Genomic DNA, 19,126 nt, shown 5'->3' with positions numbered 1-19,126 from the left:
GGAACTCGGCGAATTTCGGGAAGGCGGCCGTGGGCCGGGCGAAAAGACCGCCGTGGCGAACGGGACGGCAGCGACGGGAGGGCCGGGGAACGATTGGCCCGTTCCGCATGGCCCCCTCACCCGCCGTCTGACCGGTTCGACTCGTCGGCCGGCGGCACAATGGGCACGTGGAGTGGTTCACCGCGGACGCGTACTGGTTGAGCCGGCTGATCTTCCAGCGGGCCCTGGCCGCGCTGTATCTCGTGGCGTTCCTCGGGGCCGCCCTGCAGTTCCGGGCGCTCATCGGCGAGCGCGGAATACTGCCCGTGCCGCGGTACGTCGCACAGGTGCCGTTCCGGCGGGCGCCGAGCCTCTTCCAGCTCCACTACTCGGACCGCTTCTTCGCGCTCTGCGCCTGGGCGGGCTGCGCGGTCGCGGTGGCACTGCTGGCCGGTGCGGACGGGCTGCTGCCGCTGTGGGGCGCGATGCTGCTGTGGCTGGTGCCCTGGGCGCTGTACCTCTCCATCGTGAACGTGGGCCAGACCTGGTACGGCTTCGGCTGGGAGTCGCTGCTCCTGGAGGTGGGCTTCCTCGCCGTCTTCCTCGGCAACGACCAGGTGGCGCCACCCATTCTCGTGCTCCTTCTTCTGCGCTGGGTGCTCTTCCGCGTGGAGTTCGGCGCCGGGCTGATCAAGATGCGCGGGGACGCGTGCTGGCGCAAGCTCACCTGTCTGTACTTCCACCACGAGACGCAGCCGATGCCTGGCCCGCTGAGCTGGTTCTTCCACCATCTGCCGAAGCCCGTGCACCGGGTGGAGGTCGCGGCCAACCACGTCACCCAACTGGCCGTGCCGGTCCTGCTGTTCACGCCGCAGCCGGTGGCGACGGGCGCGGCCTCCCTCATGATCGTGACCCAGCTGTGGCTGGTCCTTTCGGGCAACTTCGCCTGGCTGAACTGGCTCACGATCGTGCTCGCGGTCTCCGCACTCGACCTGTCCGCATGGCATGCGGCACCCCCTGTCGGGGCGGCACCCCTCTGGTACGTGGTGGTGGTGACCACCGTCTCCGCGCTGCTCCTGGCGTTGAGCTACCGTCCGGTGCGCAATCTGCTGTCCCGGCGGCAGGTCATGAACTGCTCGTTCGACCCGCTGCACCTCGTCAACGCGTACGGCGCGTTCGGCAGCGTCAGCCGCGTCCGCCAGGAGGTCGTCGTCGAGGGCACGGCGGACGAGGCGCCGCGCGAGGACGGCGACTGGCGGGCGTACGAGTTCAAGGGAAAACCCGGTGACGTGCGCCGCCGGCCGCGCCAGTTCGCCCCGTACCACCTGCGGCTCGACTGGATGATGTGGTTCGCCGGGCTCTCCCCCGCGTATGCCCGTTCGTGGTTCGGGCCGCTCGTGGAGCGCCTTCTGGACGGTGACCGGGACACCCTGCGGCTGCTGCGGAGCTCGCCGTTCCCGCCCGACGCCCCGCCCGCGTACATCCGCGCCCGGCTCTACCGCTACCGGTACACGACCCGGCGCGAGCTGCGCGAGACGGGCGCCTGCTGGGAGCGTACGTACGTCCGTGAGTTCCTGTCGCCGACGCGGCTCGCCCCGCCCGCTCAGAAGCCGTAGACGCGCCGGGCCGTGCCACCGAACACCTCGGCGCGCTCGGCCGCCTCCAAGTGGCCCGTCAACAACCGTGCGGCGTCCAGGACTTCGCCGTAACGGGCCGCGAGCGTGCTGACGGGCCAGTCGGAGCCGAACATCAGCCGCCGGGGGCCGAACGCCTCGACCACGGTGTCCACGAAGGGCCGCAGGTCGTCCACGGTCCACGTCGCGTGGTCGGCCTCGGTGACCATGCCGGAGAGCTTGCACACGGTGTTGGGGCGCGCGGCGAGCGCACGGACCGCGGACGCCCAGGGTTCGAGCGCCCCCGACGCGATGGGCGGCTTGCCCAAGTGGTCCAGTACGAAGGTGAGTTCAGGCAGGTCCGCGGCCGCCTTGGCGCAGGCGGGCAGCTGATGCGGCAGGACGACGAGGTCGTGGGCGAGACCGGCCGCGGCGACTGCCACCAGGCCCCTGCGGACGTCGGGGCGCAGCAGCCACTCCGGCTCGGGCTCGCCCTGCACCTGGTGGCGGATACCCACCAAGCGCTGCCCTCCTGGCAGTTCACGGAGTGCGGCCAGCGTGTCGGCCACGTCCGGACGGGTGAGGTCCGTCCATCCGACGACACCCGCGACGAGGTCGCTGTCCGCCGCGAGGGCGAGCAGCTCCGGGGTCTCGTCCGGGACGGTCACGGTCTGGACGAGGACCGTGACGCCGACACCCGCCGCGCGGGCCTCGGGCGCGAGGTCGGCCAGGGTGAAGTTCCTGCGGAGCGGCGCGAGGGTGTCGCCGGTGATCCACTCCTGGTCGCGCACGGAGAGGTCCCACACGTGGTGGTGGGCGTCGACGAGGAGCGGCCCGGTCCCGGTCACGGCAGCTCCCATACGACGGGCAGTCCGGCGTCGGCGCCCTCGGCGGAGTAGTCGTGCGCCACGTCGAGCAGCTCGGCCATCCGCGCCTGCCAGGCGATGTTGACCGGAAGCCGCTCCAGCTCGGCGAGCATGCGCCCGTAGTCCTCGCACTCCAGGACGTGGAAGAGGTCGGTGCCGCTGCGCCAGATCGTCCAGGACGACACGCCCGCGGCCCGGATCGCGGCGGTGAGTTCGGCGGGCACCTCGCGGTGCGCGGCGTCGTAGGCGTCGACTCGGTCGGCGCGGACCTTGGTGTGCAGGGCGACTCTCACAGCCGGCCCCTTCCCCGTACGCCTCCCGGTATGTCTTCCGGCGCGGCTTCCCGTGTCCCTCCGGGGACCGGCACATCCGGCGGCAGCAGCCCGGTCTCCTTCGCCTCCTGCCAGAACCCGGCGGGCACCTCGGCGGCGAACTGTTCGGCGGCGTCGGTGACCTGCTCCGGCGCGCGGATGCCGACCAGCACGCTGGCGACGGCCGGATGGCCGGTGGGGAAGGCGAGCGCGGCGGCCCGGAGCGTGGTGCCGTGCCGTTCGGCGACCGCCCGCAGGGCCTGGGCGCGCGCCAGCAGTTCAGATGGCGCCTCGGTGTAGTCGTACCGAGCCCCGGGCCTGGGGTCGGCGAGCAGGCCGGAGTTGAAGACGCCGCCGATGACGACCGTCGTGCCGCGCTCGCTCGCCGCGGGCAGCAGTTCGGTGAGGGCCCGGTGGTCGAGGAGTGTGTAGCGGCCGGCGCAGAGCACGGCGTCGACGTCGGTCTTGCGGACGAAGCGGGTGAGCATCTCCGCCTGGTTCATGCCCACGCCGATCGCGCCGACGACGCCTTCGGAGCGCAGCTTCTCCAGCGCCGGGTAGCCCTCGCGGAAGGCCTCTTCGGCGTGGTCGTCGGGGTCGTGCAGGAAGACGACGTCGACACGGTCGACGCCGAGGCGGGTGAGGCTGGACTCCAGCGAGCGGCGCACGCCGTCCGCGCTGAAGTCCCAGATCCTGCGGTGCGTGCGCGGCACCGCGAAGCCGCCGTCGGCGAGGTCGTCGCCGGTCACCTCGTCGGCCGGCGCCAGGATTCTGCCGACCTTCGTCGAGATGACGTAGGCGGAGCGGTCCCGGCCGCGCAGCGCCTCGCCCAGCCTGCGCTCGGACAGGCCGAGGCCGTAGTGCGGGGCGGTGTCGAAGTAGCGGATGCCCGCGCTCCAGGCACGGTCGAGGGCGGTGGCCGCCTGTTCGTCGGTGACCGGCGCGTAGAGGTTGCCGATGCCGGCGGCGCCGAAGGACAGCTCGGTCACCTCGACACCACTGTGTCCGAGGGCGCGCCGCGCCGGGCCGCTCACCGGTTCACCGGCCGGAGCCGCAGGCCCTGCATGCCGCCGTCGACGGCGAGTGCGGTGCCCGTGGTGGCTCCGGACAGGGGGCTCGCCAAGTAGGCGATGGCGCCCGCGACCTCCTCCGCGGTGACGAGGCGGCCGGTGGGCTGGCGGGCCGCCAGCGCGGCCCGTTCGGCGGCCGGGTCGGGGGCGGCGTCCAGGAGCCGGCCGACCCACGGCGTGTCGACGGTGCCGGGGTTGACGCAGTTGACGCGGACCCCTTCGCGCACGTGGTCGGCGGCCATGGCGAGGGTGAGGGAGAGCACCGCTCCCTTCGACGCCGCGTACAGGGCGCGTCGCGGGAGGCCGGCGGTCGCGGCGATGGAGCAGGTGTTGACGACGGCCGCGCTCGTCGAGAGGCGCAGGTGGGGCAGGGCGGCGCGGGTGGTGCGGACGATCCCGAGGACGTTGACGTCGAGGACGGTGTGCCACTGGGCGTCGTCGTTGTCCTCGACGGTGCCCTGCGCGCCGATGCCCGCGTTGTTGACCAGGACGTCGAGGCCGCCGAGGTCGGCCGCCGCCGCGGCGACGGCCTCCCGTACGGACACGTCGTCGCTGACATCTCCGGCGTACGCGCGCAGGGGCTTGTGCACCCCGCTCGGGTCGAGGTCGAGGACGGCCACCTCTGCTCCGCGTGCGGTGAGGAGGTCGGCGGTGGCCCGGCCGATGCCGGACGCCCCGCCGGTGACCAGGGCCTTGAGCCCCTGGAAGTCGGTCATGCGGCTGCTCCCTTGTCCTGTGCGAGGTGGTCGTGTGCGGGGTCGTCCTGTGCGAGGTCGGCGGCCCAGAACGTGCCGTCCGGATAGGTGAACTCGGCGACGGACTCGGCCCGCATGGTCGCCGAGAAGCCCGGTGCGGTCGGGGCCGTGTAGTGGCCCGCGCGGATCACCACCGGGTCGGTGAAGTGCTCGTGGAGGTGGTCGACGTACTCGATGACGCGGTTCTCGGTGGTGCCCGCGAGCGCCACGTAGTCGAACATCGACAGGTGCTGGACGAGCTCGCAGAGGCCGACGCCGCCCGCGTGCGGGCAGACGGGAACGCCGAACTTGGCGGCGAGCAGCAGGATGGCGAGGTTCTCGTTGACCCCGCCGACCCGTGCCGCGTCTATCTGGAGGACGTCGATGGCGTCGGCCTGGAGGAGCTGTTTGAAGACGATGCGGTTCTGCACGTGTTCGCCGGTGGCGACCTTGACGGGGGCGACGGCCGTGCGGATCGCGGCGTGGCCGAGGACGTCGTCGGGGCTGGTGGGTTCCTCGACCCAGTAGGGGTCGAACTCGGCGAGGGCGCGCGTCCACCGGACGGCCTCGTCGACGTTCCAGCGCTGGTTGGCGTCGACGGCCATGCGGATGTCGGGGCCGATGGCCTCGCGGGCGGTGCGGCAGCGGCGGATGTCGTCGGCGAGATCGGCGCCGACCTTCAGTTTGATCTGGGTGAAGCCGTCGGCGACGGCCTGGCGGGCGAGCCGGGTGAGCTTCTCGTCGCTGTAGCCGAGCCAGCCGGGTGAGGTGGTGTAGCCGGGGAAGCCGTGTCTCTTGAGCCGGGCCGTGCGGTCCGCCGCGCCCGTGCGGCCGGACCGCAGCAGTTCAAGGGCCTCCTGCGGGGTGAGGGCGTCGGCGATGTAGCGGAAGTCGACCTGGGAGACGAGCCATTCGGGCGTGGCGTCGGCGAGCAGCTGCCACAGCGGCTTGCGGGCCCGCTTGGCCGCCAGGTCCCAGACGGCGTTGACGACGGCGCCGATGGCCATGTGCATCACGCCCTTCTCGGGGCCGAGCCAGCGCAGCTGGCTGTCGCCGACGAGGTCGCGGTTGACCGTGCCGGGGTCGGCGCAGAGCTCGTCGACGGGGCGGCCGATCAGGTGGTGGCGCAGGGAGCGGATCGCGGCGACCTGGACGTCGTTGCCGCGGCCGATGGTGAAGGTGAAGCCGTGCCCCGCCAGGCCGTCGCCGGCGTCGGTGCGGAGCACCACGTAGGCGGCGGAGTAGTCGGGGTCGGGGTTCATCGCGTCGGACCCGTCCAGTTCCCGTGAGGTCGGGAACCGTATGTCGTAGGTGTCGACCGCGGTGATGCGGGAGGGGGTCGGGGACACAGGAGGCCTTTCCGGAAGGGGCGTGTCGCGCAGGCAGAGGGCGGCGGACCGGTGCGGGGCCGGTGCGGACGGTGCGGGGTCAGTCCTGTGCGCGGCCCGTGGTGACGCGCGCGATCATCAGGGCGACCAGGATGATTCCGCCGTAGATGGCCTGGATCCAGAAGGACGGCACCTGGGCGAGGGTGAGCAGGTTCTGTACGACACCGAGGAGCAGGACGCCGGTGAGGGCGCCGGACATGGTGCCCTTGCCGCCGTCGAGGCTGATGCCTCCGATGACGGCGGCGGCGAACACCGTGAAGATCATGTTCTGGCCCTGGTTGGCGTTGATGGCGCCCACGTAGCCGGTCTGCATGAGCCCGCCGATCGCGGCGAGGGCCCCCGCGGCGACGAACACGCCGAGCATGACGCGTTCGACGCGGATGCCGGCGGCCCGGGCCGCTTCCGGGTTGCCGCCGATCGCGTACAGGGCACGGCCCACGCGGTGGTACTTGAGCACGAAGCCCGCGCTGCCGAAGGCGGCCGCGGCGAGCCACACCGACAGGGGGATGTGCAGGAAGGTGGAGGTGGCGAGGGTGTAGAAGGCCTCGGGCATGCCGAAGAGGGTCTTGCCCTCGGTGGCGCCGACGAGCAGCCCGCGCAGCACGATGAGCATGGCGAGCGTCACGATGAACGCGTTGAGCTTGAGCTTGACGACGAGAACGCCGTTGAAGGCGCCGATGGCCGCGCCGACGAGCAGGATGGCGAGGATGCCGACGGCGGCGGGCAGGTCCGTGCCGAATCCGGCCTGGGCGGCCGGTAGCACGAGGAGCGCGCCGACGGCGGGCGCGATGCCGACGACCGACTCCAGGGACAGGTCGAACTTGCCGGTGATGAGGACGAGCGACTCGGCGAGGACGACCATCGCGAGTGCGGCGGACGCGCCGAGGACGGAGATGAGGTTCCGCTCGGTCAGGAACGAGTCGTTGAGCAGCGCGCCCAGCAGCATGAGCAGCAACAGGGCGGGGACCAGAGCCAGTTCGCGGGCACGGCACAGGAGTACGGATTGGGCCGGGGCCGCGCCCCGGTCCGGTGGTCCGGGGGTGGCCGCCGTCGCGGCCGGGGCCTTGAGGTCAGCCATGGTGGTCTCCTTGTGGTTCGCCTGAGGGGGCGTTGCGGCTGGTCGCGCAGTTCCCCGCGCCCCTGACGGGGCTCGTCCGGTCCACGCCCTCGATGGACGCGATCAGGTCGTGTTCGTCGAAGCCCGCCGCGTGCTCCGCGACGATCCGGCCGTGGAAGAGGACCAGCACGCGGTCGCAGCGGCGCAGGTCGTCCAGTTCGTCGGAGACGACGAGCACGGCGGTGCCGTCCTCGCGGGCGTGGTCCACGCGGGCGAGCAGGGACTCCTTGGATCTCACGTCGACGCCCGCGGTCGGGTTGATGAGGACCAGGAGACGCGGGTCGGAGGCGAGGGCGCGGGCCATCACGACCTTCTGGGCGTTGCCGCCGGAGAGGTCGGAGACGGGCTGGTCGGGGCCGTCGGCGTGGATGTCGAGGCGCTCGATGAGGTCGTCGGCGAAGCGGCGTCTGGCGCCGGTGCCGACGAAGCCGTGGCGGCCGAGCCGGTCGAGGACGCTCATCGTGGCGTTGTCCCCGATGGTCATGCCGGGGACGAGGCCCTGGCCGTGGCGGTCGCGCGGGACGCAGCCCACTCCGGCCCGCAGGGCGGCGGTCACATCTCCGAACGGCAGCCGCTCCCCGCCGAGTTGGGCGGCCCCTGCGGTCGGGGTGTGGAGTCCGGCGAAGCTCTCCGCGAGGTGGATCTTGCCGCTGGCGCTGGATCCCGCGAGGCCGACGACCTCGCCCTCGCGCACGGTGAGGTCGATGTCGGTGTACGACTCCCCGGTCAGGCCCTTGACGTCGAGCATGACGGGGGCGTCGGCGGGGACCCCGGCGCGTGCCACGGCCTCCTCGGCGTCGGCCTGCCGCGCGATGACCTCGCCGGCCATGGCCGCCACCAGGGCGGCGCGCGGCAGCTCGGCGACGGGTGCGCTGGTGATCCAGCGGGCGTCGCGCAGCACGGTGACGGTCTGGCACACCTCGTACACCTCTTGGAGGTGGTGCGAGATGAACAGGAAGGTGACGCCGGAGTCCTGGAGGGCGCGCATGCGGGTGAAGAGGCGTTCGATCTCGCGGTTGTCGAGCTGCGCGGTCGGCTCGTCGAGGACGATGAACCGCGCGCCGAAGCTCAACGCCCGCGCGATCTCGACCATTTGGCGGTCCTCGACCTTGAGGTCGGCGGTGCGCGCCTCGGGGTCGACGCGCACGTCCCAGGTGTCGAGGACCCGCGCCGCCTCGGCGCGCAGCCGCCGCCAGCTGATGAAGCCGCCGCGGCCCTGCGGCTGCCGGTTGATGAAGAGGTTCTCGGCGACCGTCAGGTCGGGTACGACGGTGGGTTTCTGGTAGACGCAGGCCACCTTGCGGCGCCAGGCGTCGCGGTCGGTGAGCGGCGGCGCGGGTTCCCCGTCGAAGCGGACGGTGCCCGCGTCGGGTGCCTGGAGGCCGGTGAGGACGGTGACGAGGGTGGATTTGCCCGCGCCGTTGCGGCCGACGAGGGCGTGCGACTCGCCCGGCAGGACGGTCAGGCGGCCGTCCCGCAGGGCAACGGTGGGCCCGTACCGTTTGACGATGCCGGCCGCCTCGACGAGCGGGATGTTCGTCGTGTGCGCGCTCATCCGACCGTGTTGCCCCACAGCTCGGCGTCGTCGACGTTCTTCTCGGTGACGAGCGGGGCGGGCAGCTGGTCCTCGAGGATGCCGCTGGGCAGCTTGACGATGGTCGAGTCGTGGTCGGTCGGGCCCGGCTCGAACTTCTCGCCGTTCATCGCGGCCTTGATGTAGTGCATGCCGTACTTGGCGTAGGCGTCGGCGGGCTGCGAGACGGTGGCGTCGATGTGGCCCTTGCGGATGGCGTCGAACTCCTGCGGGATGCCGTCGTTCGAGATGACGGTGATGTGCCCCTTCTCGCCCGCCTTCTTCAGCATTCCCTTCGACTTGAGGGTCTGCAGGGTGGGCGCGAGGTAGACGCCGCCCGCCTGGAGGTAGATGCCCTTGATGTCGGGGTGGGAGTTCAGCAGCGTGTCCAGCTTGGCGGCGGCCGTGTCGGACTCCCACTTGGCGGGGATCTCCAGGACCTTCAGCTTCGGGTACTTCTTCCGCACGCAGTCACGGAAGGCCTTGGACCGCTCGCGGCCGTTGACGGACGCGAGGTCCCCCATGACCTGCACGACCTTGCCGGTCTTGACCCGGCCGCCGAGGTAGTCGCAGGCCTTCTCGCCGTACGCGACGTTGTTCGCCCGCACCACCATCGCGACCTTGCCCTTCTCGGGCGCGACGTCCACGGCGACGACGGGCACGCCCTTGCGCTCGGCCTGGTCGAGGCCAGCGGCGATCGCGGCGCTGTCGAGCGGCGCGACGACGAGGCCCCGCACGCCCTGGTTCAGCTGGTTGTTGATGTCGGTGATCTGCTGCGATGGGTCGCTGTTGGAGTTGACCGTCTTCATCGCGTCGACGTCCTCGGACTTGGCCATCTTCGGGACATAGTCGTTGTACGACTGCCAGAACGGCGAGGTCAGCAGGGGCAGGATCACTCCGACCTTCCCCTCGCCGCCACCTCCGCCGCCGGGCGACGCGGTGTCCTTCGTACTGCCGCACGCGGCGAGGACGAGGGACGCGCAGGCGGCCGCGGCGGCGGCGCGCACCGCCCGTGAAGTCCGCGTGCTGCTGGGCCTGTTGCGCACTTTCCTGCCGGCCATCTGACGGCTCCTCATCGAAGATGAACGAAGAAGGGTGGAGCGTGATCGAGACTGATCGAGAGTGATCGAGCGGGTCTGCAGGGCCTGATGACGCGAATATTTATCAGACCACTTGTCGCCCACAACACCCCTCGACGCCAACTATTCGCGCTTTCCGGCCGTGGTGGTAGGACCACATCTCTGGCTAGACTGCGGCGCACTCGGCCAGCAGAGGAGCGTTACGTGGACCAGCCGGAGCAGTCCGCCCCGCAGAAGGGCACCGTGACGCAGCGGGCCATCGAACAGATCAAGGCGATGATCGGCGAGGGCCGCCTCGAGCCGGGTCAACGACTGCCCACTGAACGGGACTTGGCGGTCCAGCTGGGCATATCGCGCAGCTCCATGCGGGAGGCGATCCGCGCGCTGACGGTGCTCGGCGTCCTCGAAGCGCGGCACGGCTCCGGCATCTACGTCACGCAGCTGGAGGCCGGGGACCTCCTGGAGACCTTCGGCGTGGTGGCGGACCTGTCCCGCGGACCGCAACTCGTCGAGCTCCTGGAAGTGCGCCGGGTCCTGGAGTCCACGGCGACCGCGCTGGCGGCGGCCCGGATCACAGAGACCCAACTCGCCGACGTGGAAAAGCATTTGGAGGCCATGAACGCCACCGACGACCCGGAGGAGATCCTCTCCCACGATCTGGCGTTCCACCGCACGATCGCCTTCGCGGCGGGCAACGACACGATGGCCGCGATACTGGAGGGCCTCTCCTCGCGCACGTTCCGCGCCCGGGTGTGGCGGGGCTACCAGGAGGAAGGCGCCTTCGAACGCACCCGCCGCGAACACGCCCGCATCCACCGGGCGCTCGTGGCACGGGATCCGGAGGCGGCGCGGGCCGCGGCGGCGGCTCATGTGGGCGAGGTGGAGGACTGGCTGCGGGCGCAGTGGGAGGGGTGAACTGCGGGCGGAGTGGGAGGGGTGAACCCGGCTGGTCGACGCGGTCAGTCGGCGGCCAGGGTCCGCTCGATCCGCCCGACGAACGCCCGGGTCAGCTCTTCGAGCTGCGCCTCGTATCCGGGCAGGTCGCCCACCTCTCCGAGCCGCAGCCACGCCACGGTGCTGCCCACCCGGACGACGGCCATGGCGTTCGTGCTGTCCTCGGGCTCCTTGTAGTACGTGAAGGTCGAGCTCTCGTCGCCGAGGGGCGGCAGCGAGAGCGGTGTCGTCCTGTCGTATCCGGACTGGTCCTCGACGAGCTGCTGGTGCGCGCGACCCGCCTGGGTGGGCGAAGCGCAGGCGAAGATCCGGAACTCTGCGCGGACGTGGCCGGACTCCGGCGACGCCAACGCGTACAGCACGCCACCCTCGTGACAGCCGCCGGACCGCTCGGCCTTCTTGGCGCCAGCCCTCCCCTGCAGGGCCCAGCCGGGCCGCAGGTCCTGCCGGGCGGGCAGGGCGTCACGCGTCTGCGCCACGGTCAGCGCGCGGGTGCGGTCGGCCGCAGCGCTGCCGGTGCCCGCGCCGGCGGCCCCCTTCTCCTCCGACGCGCCCTTGCCGCCTGTCTCACCGCTCCGCTGCGCCGCGGTGTCCCGGGGGCCGTCGTCGGTGAGAAGCCGCGTTCCCCCGTACACGCCGAGCGCGACCAGGGCCAGCAGCAGTACGCCGGTCAGCGCGAGGACCGCGAGGGGACCCGGGGACTTCGTGATGGTCAGGGGGCCGAACGAGATCTGGCTGCGCGAGATCGTGCTGCGGTCGATGACCATGGAGTCGCGGTAGTAGGTCGTGGGCGCGTGGAGGTGGAAGGCCAGCTGCCGCTCCAGCTCCGGGTCGCCCTCGATCTCCTCCCGCAGGACCGCCTGCGCCTCCGCCCCCGCACGTCCGGAGTCGCCCACCCCCGCGCGTCCCGAGTCGCCCACCCCCGCACGTCCGGAGTCACCGGCCCCCGCGTCGTCGAGCCCGGCCAGCGCCGCCCGCCCCCGCTCGGTCCTGGCGAGCCGGGACCGCACCAGCTCGGTGACGGCGACCCCCGCCCCCTCCCCGACGCCGCTTGCCGCCCCCGTCGCCACGGCGGTGACCACGCCCACCGCCATGGCCGCGAGCTCCGTCGACCCCATGCCGTACCCCCCAGCTCGACAGCCTCAGGGCCTCATCATGTTCCACCTGCCCGCCGCCCGGGCACCCCTCGGCGGCAAGGCGGCGGAAAGAAAAGCGCGCGACGGGCGCGAGGTGTTCTGGCACCATCCCCCCAGTGATCACCGACTCGCGCGCCACCCCGCTCCTCACTGCGGCCGTCCGCAACAACGCCGACTGGTGCGACGCCGTCTGCCGCTCCCACGGAGTGCAGGGCTCCGTCGAAGAGGGCGTGTGGGCCGCCGCCTCGCGGACTCCCCCGCTGTATCCGGACGCGGTGACGCTCTCGCCCACCGCGACACCCGACGACGTGCTCCCCCGCATCGATCTCACCTCGCCCGGCGCCACCGTCAAGGACAGCTTCGGCTCGCTGGACCTCTCCGCGGCCGGTTTCGAGGTGCTGTTCGAGGCGCGGTGGATCCACCGTGCCCCCGCGGTCCCCGCACCGCGCGGCGGAGGCTGGGAGCCGGTCGAGAGCGACGCCCGGCTGTCCGCATGGGAGGCCGCGTGGAGCGGCGACGGGGAAGGAGAGGGAGAAGGCGAAGGGGCGGACGGGGGGCTCTTCCGGCCCTCCCTGCTCGACGACGGAGCGGTGTTCCCGGCGGCCACGGCCGAGGGCCGCATCCGCGCGGGCGCCATCGCCTACCCGAGCGCCGGCGTCGTCGGCATCTCCAACCTCTTCGCCGCCGACGACGACCTGGACACCGCGTGGCGCTCCTGCCTGGCCGCCACGGCCCGGCTCTGGCCCGGCGTGCCGGTCGTCGGCTATGAGCACGGGGACGACCTGGCGGCCGCGCTCCGCCACGGCTTCGAGCCCGTCGGCCCGCTGCGCGTGTGGCTGCGGACCGACGGGTGAGGGACTGCCCGGCGGGCGTCAGCCCCGGGTGAACCGCAGCGTCACCAGCTCGAACGGCCGGAGCCTCACCGACACCGCGTCATCCGTGAGCTCCGGTGCCACCGCCCCGTCGAGCGGCCGCTCCAGCAGGTCGGTCACGGTGACCGAGCCGACCGGGAAGCCCGCCGTCAGGGTGGGGCGGGCGCGGCCGCCGTGTGCCTCGTGGAAGCGGACGACCACGTCACCGCTCCCGTCGTCGGCGAGCTTGACCGCCGTGACGACCACGGCGTCGTCGTCGACGGTCACCAGCGGCGCCACCTCGGAGCCACCGGTGAGCCGGCGCTCGGGCAGGTTGACGCGGTAGCCCTCGCGCACCGCGTCGCCGATCCCCGCGCCCGGCACCAGCGCGTGCCGGAAGCGGTGCACGCCCTGGTCCGTCTCGGGGTCGGGGAAGCGCGGGGCGCGCAGCAGCGAGACGCGGACCGTCGTGGTCGTGCCGGAGTCCTCGGCGCGGACGGTGCGGGTCACGTCGTGGCCGTACGTCGAGTCGTTGACCAGGGCGACGCCCCAGCCCGGCTCCTCGATGTGCACGAAGCGGTGGTTGCACGCCTCGAACTTGGCGGCCTCCCAGCTCGTGTTGGTGTGCGTGGCGCGGTAGAAGTGGCCGAACTGGGTCTCTGACGCGTACCGCTCCGCGTGGATGTCCAGGGGGAAGGCGAGCTTGAGGAACTTCTCCGTCTCGTGCCAGTCGACCTCGGTGTCGATGTCGAGGCGCCGGGCACCAGGGGCGAGCGAGAGCACCTGCGTGAGGCGCGAGTCGCCGAAGGTGCGCACGACGCGGACCGACGCGCCCGCGCCCTCGCCCTCGCCCTCGCCCTCGCCCTCGCCCGCCACGACCTCGTCGGCGTCCGTCAGGTCACTGACGGTGTTGCGGTAGAACTCGTCGACGTCCCACGCGTCCCACATGTTCGGGAAGTCGGCGTGGAGCTGCGGCAGGTTCGCCGCCTGCCCGGGCGGGACGGTCTCCCGGCCGGCCACGAGGTCGTACGCGGAGACGACCAGGCCGCGCCCGTCGATCTCCACCCGCAGCAGACCGTTGTCGAGGACGAAGCCGCCCTCCTCGCGCGGGGCGAGCGCCGCCTCATCGTCGGTCTGGGCGGCTCCGGCACCGCCCGCGGGGACGCCGTCGCGGGTGTGCGGCGTGGAGTTGAAGTGCAGTTCGCCGGTGCCTTCACCGGCGAGTGCGCGCTGCGCCTCGTCGATGATGCCGTCGAGTTCCCGGGCGAGCGCCGCGTAGGTCGCGCGGGCCTCGCGGTGCACCCAGGCGATGGACGAGCCGGGCAGGATGTCGTGGAACTGGTGGAGCAGCACCGTCTTCCAGATGCGGTCCAACTGCTCGTAGGGGTACGTGAATTCCTCGCACCGAACGGCGGCCGTCGCGGTCCACAGCTCCGCCTCGCGCAGCAGGTGTTCGCTGCGGCGGTTGCCCTGCTTGGTGCCCGCCTGACTGGTGAGGGTCGCGCGGTGCAGTTCGAGGTAGAGCTCACCGACCCACACGGGGGCGTTCGGGTACTCGGCCTCCGCCTTCTCGAAGAACTCCTGCGGCGTCTCCCACCGAACGGTCGCCGAGCCCTCCAGGTCCCGCATCCGGGCGGCCTTCGCGATCATCTCGCGGGTGGTGCCGCCGCCTCCGTCGCCCCATCCGGTGGGTGCGAGGGAGTGCCGGGCGACGCCCTTGTCCTTGAAGTTCTTCGCCGCGTGGGCGATCTCGCTGCCCTTCATCGAGCAGTTGTAGGTGTCGACGGGCGGGAAGTGCGTGAAGATGCGGGTGCCGTCGATGCCCTCCCAGTTGAAGGTGTGGTGCGGGAAGCGGTTGGTCTGCGACCAGGAGATCTTCTGCGTGAGCAGCCACTTGGAACCCGCCGCCTTGATGATCTGCGGGAGCCCGGCGGCGAAACCGAAGGTGTCGGGCAGCCACGCCTCGTCGTTCTCGACGCCGAACTCGTCGAGGAAGAACCGCTTGCCGTGCACGAACTGACGGGCCATCGCCTCCGAGCCCGGCATGTTCGTGTCCGACTCGACCCACATGCCGCCCGCCGGCACGAACCGGCCGTCCGCGACCGCCTTCTTGACCTTCGCCCACACCTCGGGCCGGTGCTCCTTGATCCAGGCCCACTGCTGCGCCTGTGACATGGCGAAGACGAAGTCGGGCTCGTCCTCGATGAGCGCCGTCATGTTCGACGTCGTCCGCGCCACCTTGCGCACCGTCTCGCGCAGCGGCCACAGCCAGGCGGAGTCGATGTGGGCGTGGCCGACGGCGCTGATGCGGTGGGCGGAGGGCTCGGCGGGGGTGGTCAGCACGGCGTGGAGCTCGGCCCGTGCGGCGGCGGCCGAGCCGTTCACGTCCTGGAGGTCGACGGCGTCGAGGGCACGGCCGACCGCGCGCACGACGGCGTAGCGCCGCCCGGAGTCCTCGGGCAGCTCCTGCATCAGCTCACCGAGGACCTCCAGGTCGATGACGAGCTGCCACACCGTCTCGTCGAAGACGGCGAGGTCCATGCGCTCCAGCTTGTACTGGGGTTCGCTGCCCGCGGTCTCCTTGTCACCCAGCTGGGTGGGCAGGAAGGGGTGGTAGTCGAGGATGACGGGGTTGGACGCGGCCTCGATGTGCAGCCGCACCTCTTCGCCGCCCTCGGCGGGCGCGGCGATCCGCACCCACTGGTTGCGCGGGTTGAGGCCCTTCACCGGGGTCCCGTCGGGGCGGTAGACGAGGCCCTCGCACTGGAACCCGGGCATGTTCTCGTCGAAGCCGAGGTCGAGGATCGCCTCGACGGTCTTCCCCGCCCACTCCTTCGGCACGGTCCCGGTCACCCGGAACCAGCTGGTCCCCCAGGGCGCGCCCCACTTCTCGCCCACCGAGGTGGGCGACGGCTCGGCGGCAAGCCCTTCGGCGACCGGCACGGGCTCCCCCGGCGCGTTCCACACCGCGACGTCCAGCGGCACGGAGGCGGGGTACACGGCGGGCCGGATGCGCTCGTCCAGCACACGCTTGAGTCGGGCTTCGACCAGGGTGCGGTCGTCATGCATGAGGGGTCTCCCAGGAGGGTTGGTCGGTGGAGGGGGGGCAAGTTCAGCCCCTCCTGCGTTTGAGGAGCGGGGTCCGGGGCGGAGCCCCGTGTGCGACAGGGCGCGGTCCGAGTAGGCGCCCCGTGCGTGGCGGGGCGCGGTCCGGGTACGCGCCCCGCGCGTGACGGGGCGCCTACCCGACGACGTCCGCCGGCAGCACCACATCGCTGATGCCTCGCGCAGCGAGGTACTCGGCGTCCCCCGCCCGTCCGGCGAGGACCACCGCGGGGCGCACCCCGTCCGCGACAAGGCGGGCGAACGCCTCGAAGACCGCTCCCCCGGGGGCACACGCGGACCGCCGCCCCAACGCGTCGTCGACGACGAGCGCGGTCGTCCGGGCCGCCGGAGCGTACGCCCGCCCCCGCCACTCCTTCGCCACGCGGGCGATCGCGGCCCCGGCCGGCTTGACCTCACCGGCGTTGGTCAACAGGCCGAGGCTGTACTCCAGTTCGGGAAAGTCCGCGAGGTCCCGTGACACGTCGTGGGAGCACCACCACGTCACGCCCCACACGTCCTGGCAGTCGAGCGCGGCGGCGACGGTCTCCTCGGTGAACTCCGCGGCGTGCTCCGCCGGAATCAGCGGTGCGGGCGCGCCGACCTCCTGGAGCCAGACGGGGCGGCGCGGGTCGTCCGCCCAGGCCTTGGACAGCTCGATCATGTACGCCGCGTGGGTCCTGGTGGCCGTGCCGGTGCGCCCGTGGCGCTGGGCCGTGCCGTTGAACACCCAGGAGTGCACGGCGGTGACGGCGCCGAGCCGGGCGGCCTGCGCCGGGGTGAAGGGCTGGTCGTCCTGGTACCAGGCGGCGTCGTACTCGGCGTGCAGGTGCAGCTTGCCGGGCGCACCCTCCTCGCAGGCGGCGAGGACGGTGCGCAGCCAGCTCTCCGCCTGCTCCGGGGTGATGCGGTCGGGGTCGGGGTGCGGGCCCGCGGAGAACTGGTTGATCTCGTTGCCGATGGTCATGCCGATGAAGTTCGGCCGGTCGGCGAGTGCCGCGGCCAGCGTGCGCAGGTACGCGGCCTGCCCGGACACCACGTCCGGGTCGGTGAAGATGTTGCGCCGGTGCCAGGTCTGCGTCCACGCGGGCAGGAAGTCGAAGCTGGACAGGTGCCCCTGGAGGCCGTCGACGTTCACGTCGAGCCCGCGTTCGGCGGCGGCGTCGGCGAGCTGGACCAGCTGGTCGACGGCGCGCGGCCGGATCAGGGTGCGGTTGGGCTGGAAGTACGGCCAGATCGGGAAGACCCGGATGTGGTCGAGGCCCAGCGAGGCGATGGCGTCGAGGTCGGCGCGTACGGCGTCGATGTCGAAGTCGAGCCAGTGGTGGAACCACCCCTGGGAGGGCGTGTAGTTGGCGCCGAAGCGCGGCGTGCCCGAAGGCGATGCGGAAGGCAAGTGCGGATCCTGGTTCTGGTGAGGCCGTCGAGGAGGAGCGCCGTCGAGGGGCGCGGGGTCAGCCCTTGACCGCGCCTTCGCCGACCCCGCGGAAGAAGTACCGCTGGAGGCAGGCGAAGAGGACGATCAGCGGGAGCACGGCGATGACCGTGCCCGCGGCGACGAGACGCTCGTCGTTGGCGAAGGTGCCGTGCAGATAGTTCAGGCCGATGGTGAGGGTGAACCGCTCCGGGTCGCTGAGCACGATGAGCGGCCACAGGAAGTCGTCCCAGGCCCCCATGAAGGCGAAGATCGCGACGACCGCGAGGGTGCCCTTGACGGCGGGCAGCGCGATGCGCAGGAACCGCTGCCAGACGTTGGCGCCGTCCACGAACGCGGCTTCCTCGATCTCGTAGGGCACGTTCAGGAAGGCGTTGCGCATCAGCAGGACGTTGAGCGCGGAGACGCAGCCGGGCAGCAGTACGCCGACGAGGGTGTTGTTCAGGCCGAGCTCACGCATGGTGGTGAACTGGGCGATGATGATGCCTTCGACGGGGACCAGCATGGCCAGGATGAAGACGACGGTCGCCGCTTTGCGGCCGCGGTAGCGCAGCCGCGCGAGCGCGTATCCGGCGAGCGTCGCGCCCACGCAGTTGGTGACGACGTTGGCGGCCGCCACCTTCAGGGAGTTGAGGGCGTAGTCCCAGACGGGGATGGTGTCGGCGACCCGCTCGTAGTTGTGGAAGGTGGGGTCGGAGGGCAGGAACTTCGGCGGGGAGCTGAAGATGTCCTCGTGCGGCCCCTTCAGGGACGTGGACAGCTGCCAGAGGAACGGGCCGATCATCAACGCCAGTACGGCGAGGAGGAGTCCGTAGCGCAGGACGATCTCCCACACGGGCATCCGGCGCCCGTTCTCGTCGGTGATCCGGCGCCGCCGGGGCCCACGGGCCGCGGCGCGTTCGGCGGTCGTCGGGGGGATCTTGTCGACGGTGGTCACGCGTCCTCCTTCCGGTCCGCCCGCAGCACGAGCAGCATCAGCGCGACGGTGACGACGAAGACGACGACCGAGATGGCCGAGGCGTAGCCGACCCGTCCGGTCAGGCCGGTGCCGACGCGCTGCACCAGCATCACGAGCGTGGTGTCCTCGCCGGCCGGGCCGCCGGTGGGCCCGGCCATCAGATAGACCTCGGAGAACACCTTGAAGGCGGCGACCGAGGAGAGCGCGCCGACCAGGACCATGGTGGAGCGCACGGCGGGCACGGTGACGGTGAGGAAGCGGCGGAACGCTCCGGCGCCGTCGACCGCCGCCGCCTCGTGGAGCTCGCGCGGCACGTTGGCGAGCGCCGCGAGATAGATGATCATGTAGTAGCCGAGGCCCTTCCAGACCGTGACGGCCATCGCGCTGAACAGCAGCAGCCACTGGTCGCTGAGGAAGCCGACCTTCCCGACGCCGACCGCTTCGAGGACGGCGTTGACCAGGCCGCGCTCGTCCAGCATCCACACCCAGATCAGGCCCACGACGACGATCGAGGCGACCACCGGGGTGTAGAAGGCGGACCGGAAGAAGGTGATGCCGGGGATGTGCTTCTGGACGAGCATCGCGAGGAGCAGGGGCAGCAGGACGAGCGCCGGGACGACCACGAGGACGTAGATCGTGCTGTTGCGCAGGCCGATCCAGAACATGTCGTCGTGCAGCAGCTCCGAGAAGTTGGCGAGGCCGACGTACTCGCCCGGCATCAGCGTCCGCTTGTCCGTGAAGGCGTTGTTGAGGGTGCTGACGAACGGATAGAGGATGAAGACCGCGACGATCACGAGCCCCGGGGCGGCGAACAGCCAGGGACTGGTGGGCAGTTGGCGGCGGATGCGGCGGCGGCCGCCGCGCCCGTCGGGGCCGGGCCCCTTGAGCGCGGGGTCGGCGGCGCCGGTGTCGGATGAGGTCGCCTTGGCGGCGGTGGGGCTCTTCATGGTCGTACGGGTC

16 protein-coding genes are annotated in these 19,126 nt (G+C 71.8%); 3 read left to right on the top strand and 13 right to left on the bottom strand.

Going from position 1 to position 19,126, the window contains the following annotated elements:
* Positions 1-167: 167 nt before the first annotated feature.
* Complete coding sequence (locus tag ACZ56E_RS02425) at positions 168-1,595, top strand: lipase maturation factor family protein (protein WP_471210060.1); 1,428 nt, start codon at positions 168-170, stop codon at positions 1,593-1,595.
* On the opposite strand, the gene ACZ56E_RS02420 is transcribed toward ACZ56E_RS02425, so the two are convergent.
* The 8 genes from ACZ56E_RS02420 to ACZ56E_RS02385 form a co-directional block, all read right to left on the bottom strand.
* Positions 1,583-2,452, bottom strand: a complete 870-nt coding sequence (locus tag ACZ56E_RS02420) for an amidohydrolase family protein (RefSeq protein ID WP_471210057.1) — start codon at positions 2,450-2,452, stop codon at positions 1,583-1,585. The two genes, ACZ56E_RS02425 and ACZ56E_RS02420, sit on opposite strands and share 13 nt — an antisense overlap.
* Positions 2,437-2,751: an L-rhamnose mutarotase gene (locus tag ACZ56E_RS02415; RefSeq protein WP_471210054.1), complete on the bottom strand. Its 315-nt coding sequence runs from the start codon at positions 2,749-2,751 to the stop codon at positions 2,437-2,439. Before ACZ56E_RS02415 ends, ACZ56E_RS02420 begins: the two co-directional genes overlap by 16 nt.
* Complete coding sequence (locus tag ACZ56E_RS02410) at positions 2,748-3,758, bottom strand: aldo/keto reductase (protein WP_471210051.1); 1,011 nt, start codon at positions 3,756-3,758, stop codon at positions 2,748-2,750. Before ACZ56E_RS02410 ends, ACZ56E_RS02415 begins: the two co-directional genes overlap by 4 nt.
* Before the next feature lie 41 nt (positions 3,759-3,799).
* The gene (locus ACZ56E_RS02405; RefSeq protein ID WP_471210048.1) at positions 3,800-4,555 is read right to left on the bottom strand and encodes an SDR family NAD(P)-dependent oxidoreductase; all 756 of its coding nucleotides are present in this window, start codon (positions 4,553-4,555) and stop codon (positions 3,800-3,802) included.
* Positions 4,552-5,922, bottom strand: a complete 1,371-nt coding sequence (locus ACZ56E_RS02400; protein WP_471210045.1) for an L-fuconate dehydratase — start codon at positions 5,920-5,922, stop codon at positions 4,552-4,554. Before ACZ56E_RS02400 ends, ACZ56E_RS02405 begins: the two co-directional genes overlap by 4 nt.
* 79 nt (positions 5,923-6,001) lie before the next feature.
* On the bottom strand, positions 6,002-7,039 hold the full coding sequence (locus ACZ56E_RS02395; RefSeq protein ID WP_471210043.1) for an ABC transporter permease: 1,038 nt from the start codon (positions 7,037-7,039) through the stop codon (positions 6,002-6,004).
* Positions 7,032-8,633 (bottom strand): sugar ABC transporter ATP-binding protein, encoded by a 1,602-nt coding sequence (locus tag ACZ56E_RS02390; protein ID WP_471210040.1) that lies wholly within the window; start codon positions 8,631-8,633, stop codon positions 7,032-7,034. Before ACZ56E_RS02390 ends, ACZ56E_RS02395 begins: the two co-directional genes overlap by 8 nt.
* Positions 8,630-9,712 carry a sugar ABC transporter substrate-binding protein gene (locus ACZ56E_RS02385; protein ID WP_471210037.1) on the bottom strand — a complete coding sequence of 361 codons (1,083 nt, stop codon included), beginning with the start codon at positions 9,710-9,712 and terminating at the stop codon, positions 8,630-8,632. Before ACZ56E_RS02385 ends, ACZ56E_RS02390 begins: the two co-directional genes overlap by 4 nt.
* Positions 9,713-9,934: 222 nt before the next feature.
* Here ACZ56E_RS02385 and ACZ56E_RS02380 point away from each other — a divergent pair, with 222 nt between their 5' ends.
* Positions 9,935-10,645: a FadR/GntR family transcriptional regulator gene (locus ACZ56E_RS02380; RefSeq protein ID WP_398298794.1), complete on the top strand. Its 711-nt coding sequence runs from the start codon at positions 9,935-9,937 to the stop codon at positions 10,643-10,645.
* A gap of 44 nt (positions 10,646-10,689) precedes the next feature.
* Here the strand turns inward: ACZ56E_RS02380 and ACZ56E_RS02375 are convergent, their stop codons facing one another.
* Complete coding sequence (locus ACZ56E_RS02375) at positions 10,690-11,802, bottom strand: hypothetical protein (RefSeq protein WP_471210034.1); 1,113 nt, start codon at positions 11,800-11,802, stop codon at positions 10,690-10,692.
* 137 nt (positions 11,803-11,939) lie between these two features.
* Between ACZ56E_RS02375 and ACZ56E_RS02370 the strand changes: the two genes are divergently transcribed.
* Positions 11,940-12,674: a hypothetical protein gene (locus ACZ56E_RS02370; protein ID WP_471211496.1), complete on the top strand. Its 735-nt coding sequence runs from the start codon at positions 11,940-11,942 to the stop codon at positions 12,672-12,674.
* An 18-nt stretch (positions 12,675-12,692) separates the two neighbouring features.
* Here ACZ56E_RS02370 and ACZ56E_RS02365 read toward each other — a convergent pair whose 3' ends face one another.
* From ACZ56E_RS02365 to ACZ56E_RS02350, 4 genes are all read right to left on the bottom strand, one after another.
* Positions 12,693-15,740: an alpha-mannosidase gene (locus ACZ56E_RS02365; protein ID WP_471210032.1), complete on the bottom strand. Its 3,048-nt coding sequence runs from the start codon at positions 15,738-15,740 to the stop codon at positions 12,693-12,695.
* A gap of 172 nt (positions 15,741-15,912) precedes the next feature.
* Entirely contained in the window at positions 15,913-17,169 is a 1,257-nt protein-coding gene (locus ACZ56E_RS02360) for a glycoside hydrolase 5 family protein (protein WP_471210030.1), read from the bottom strand.
* 58 nt (positions 17,170-17,227) lie between these two features.
* The gene (locus ACZ56E_RS02355) at positions 17,228-18,145 is read right to left on the bottom strand and encodes a carbohydrate ABC transporter permease (RefSeq protein ID WP_471210027.1); all 918 of its coding nucleotides are present in this window, start codon (positions 18,143-18,145) and stop codon (positions 17,228-17,230) included.
* On the bottom strand, positions 18,142-19,113 hold the full coding sequence (locus ACZ56E_RS02350) for a carbohydrate ABC transporter permease (protein WP_471210024.1): 972 nt from the start codon (positions 19,111-19,113) through the stop codon (positions 18,142-18,144). Before ACZ56E_RS02350 ends, ACZ56E_RS02355 begins: the two co-directional genes overlap by 4 nt.
* Positions 19,114-19,126 lie beyond the last annotated feature (13 nt).

It is taken from the genome of Streptomyces sp. NPDC039480 (assembly GCF_055597165.1).
This window is presented reverse-complemented; position numbering and strand designations above follow the sequence as displayed.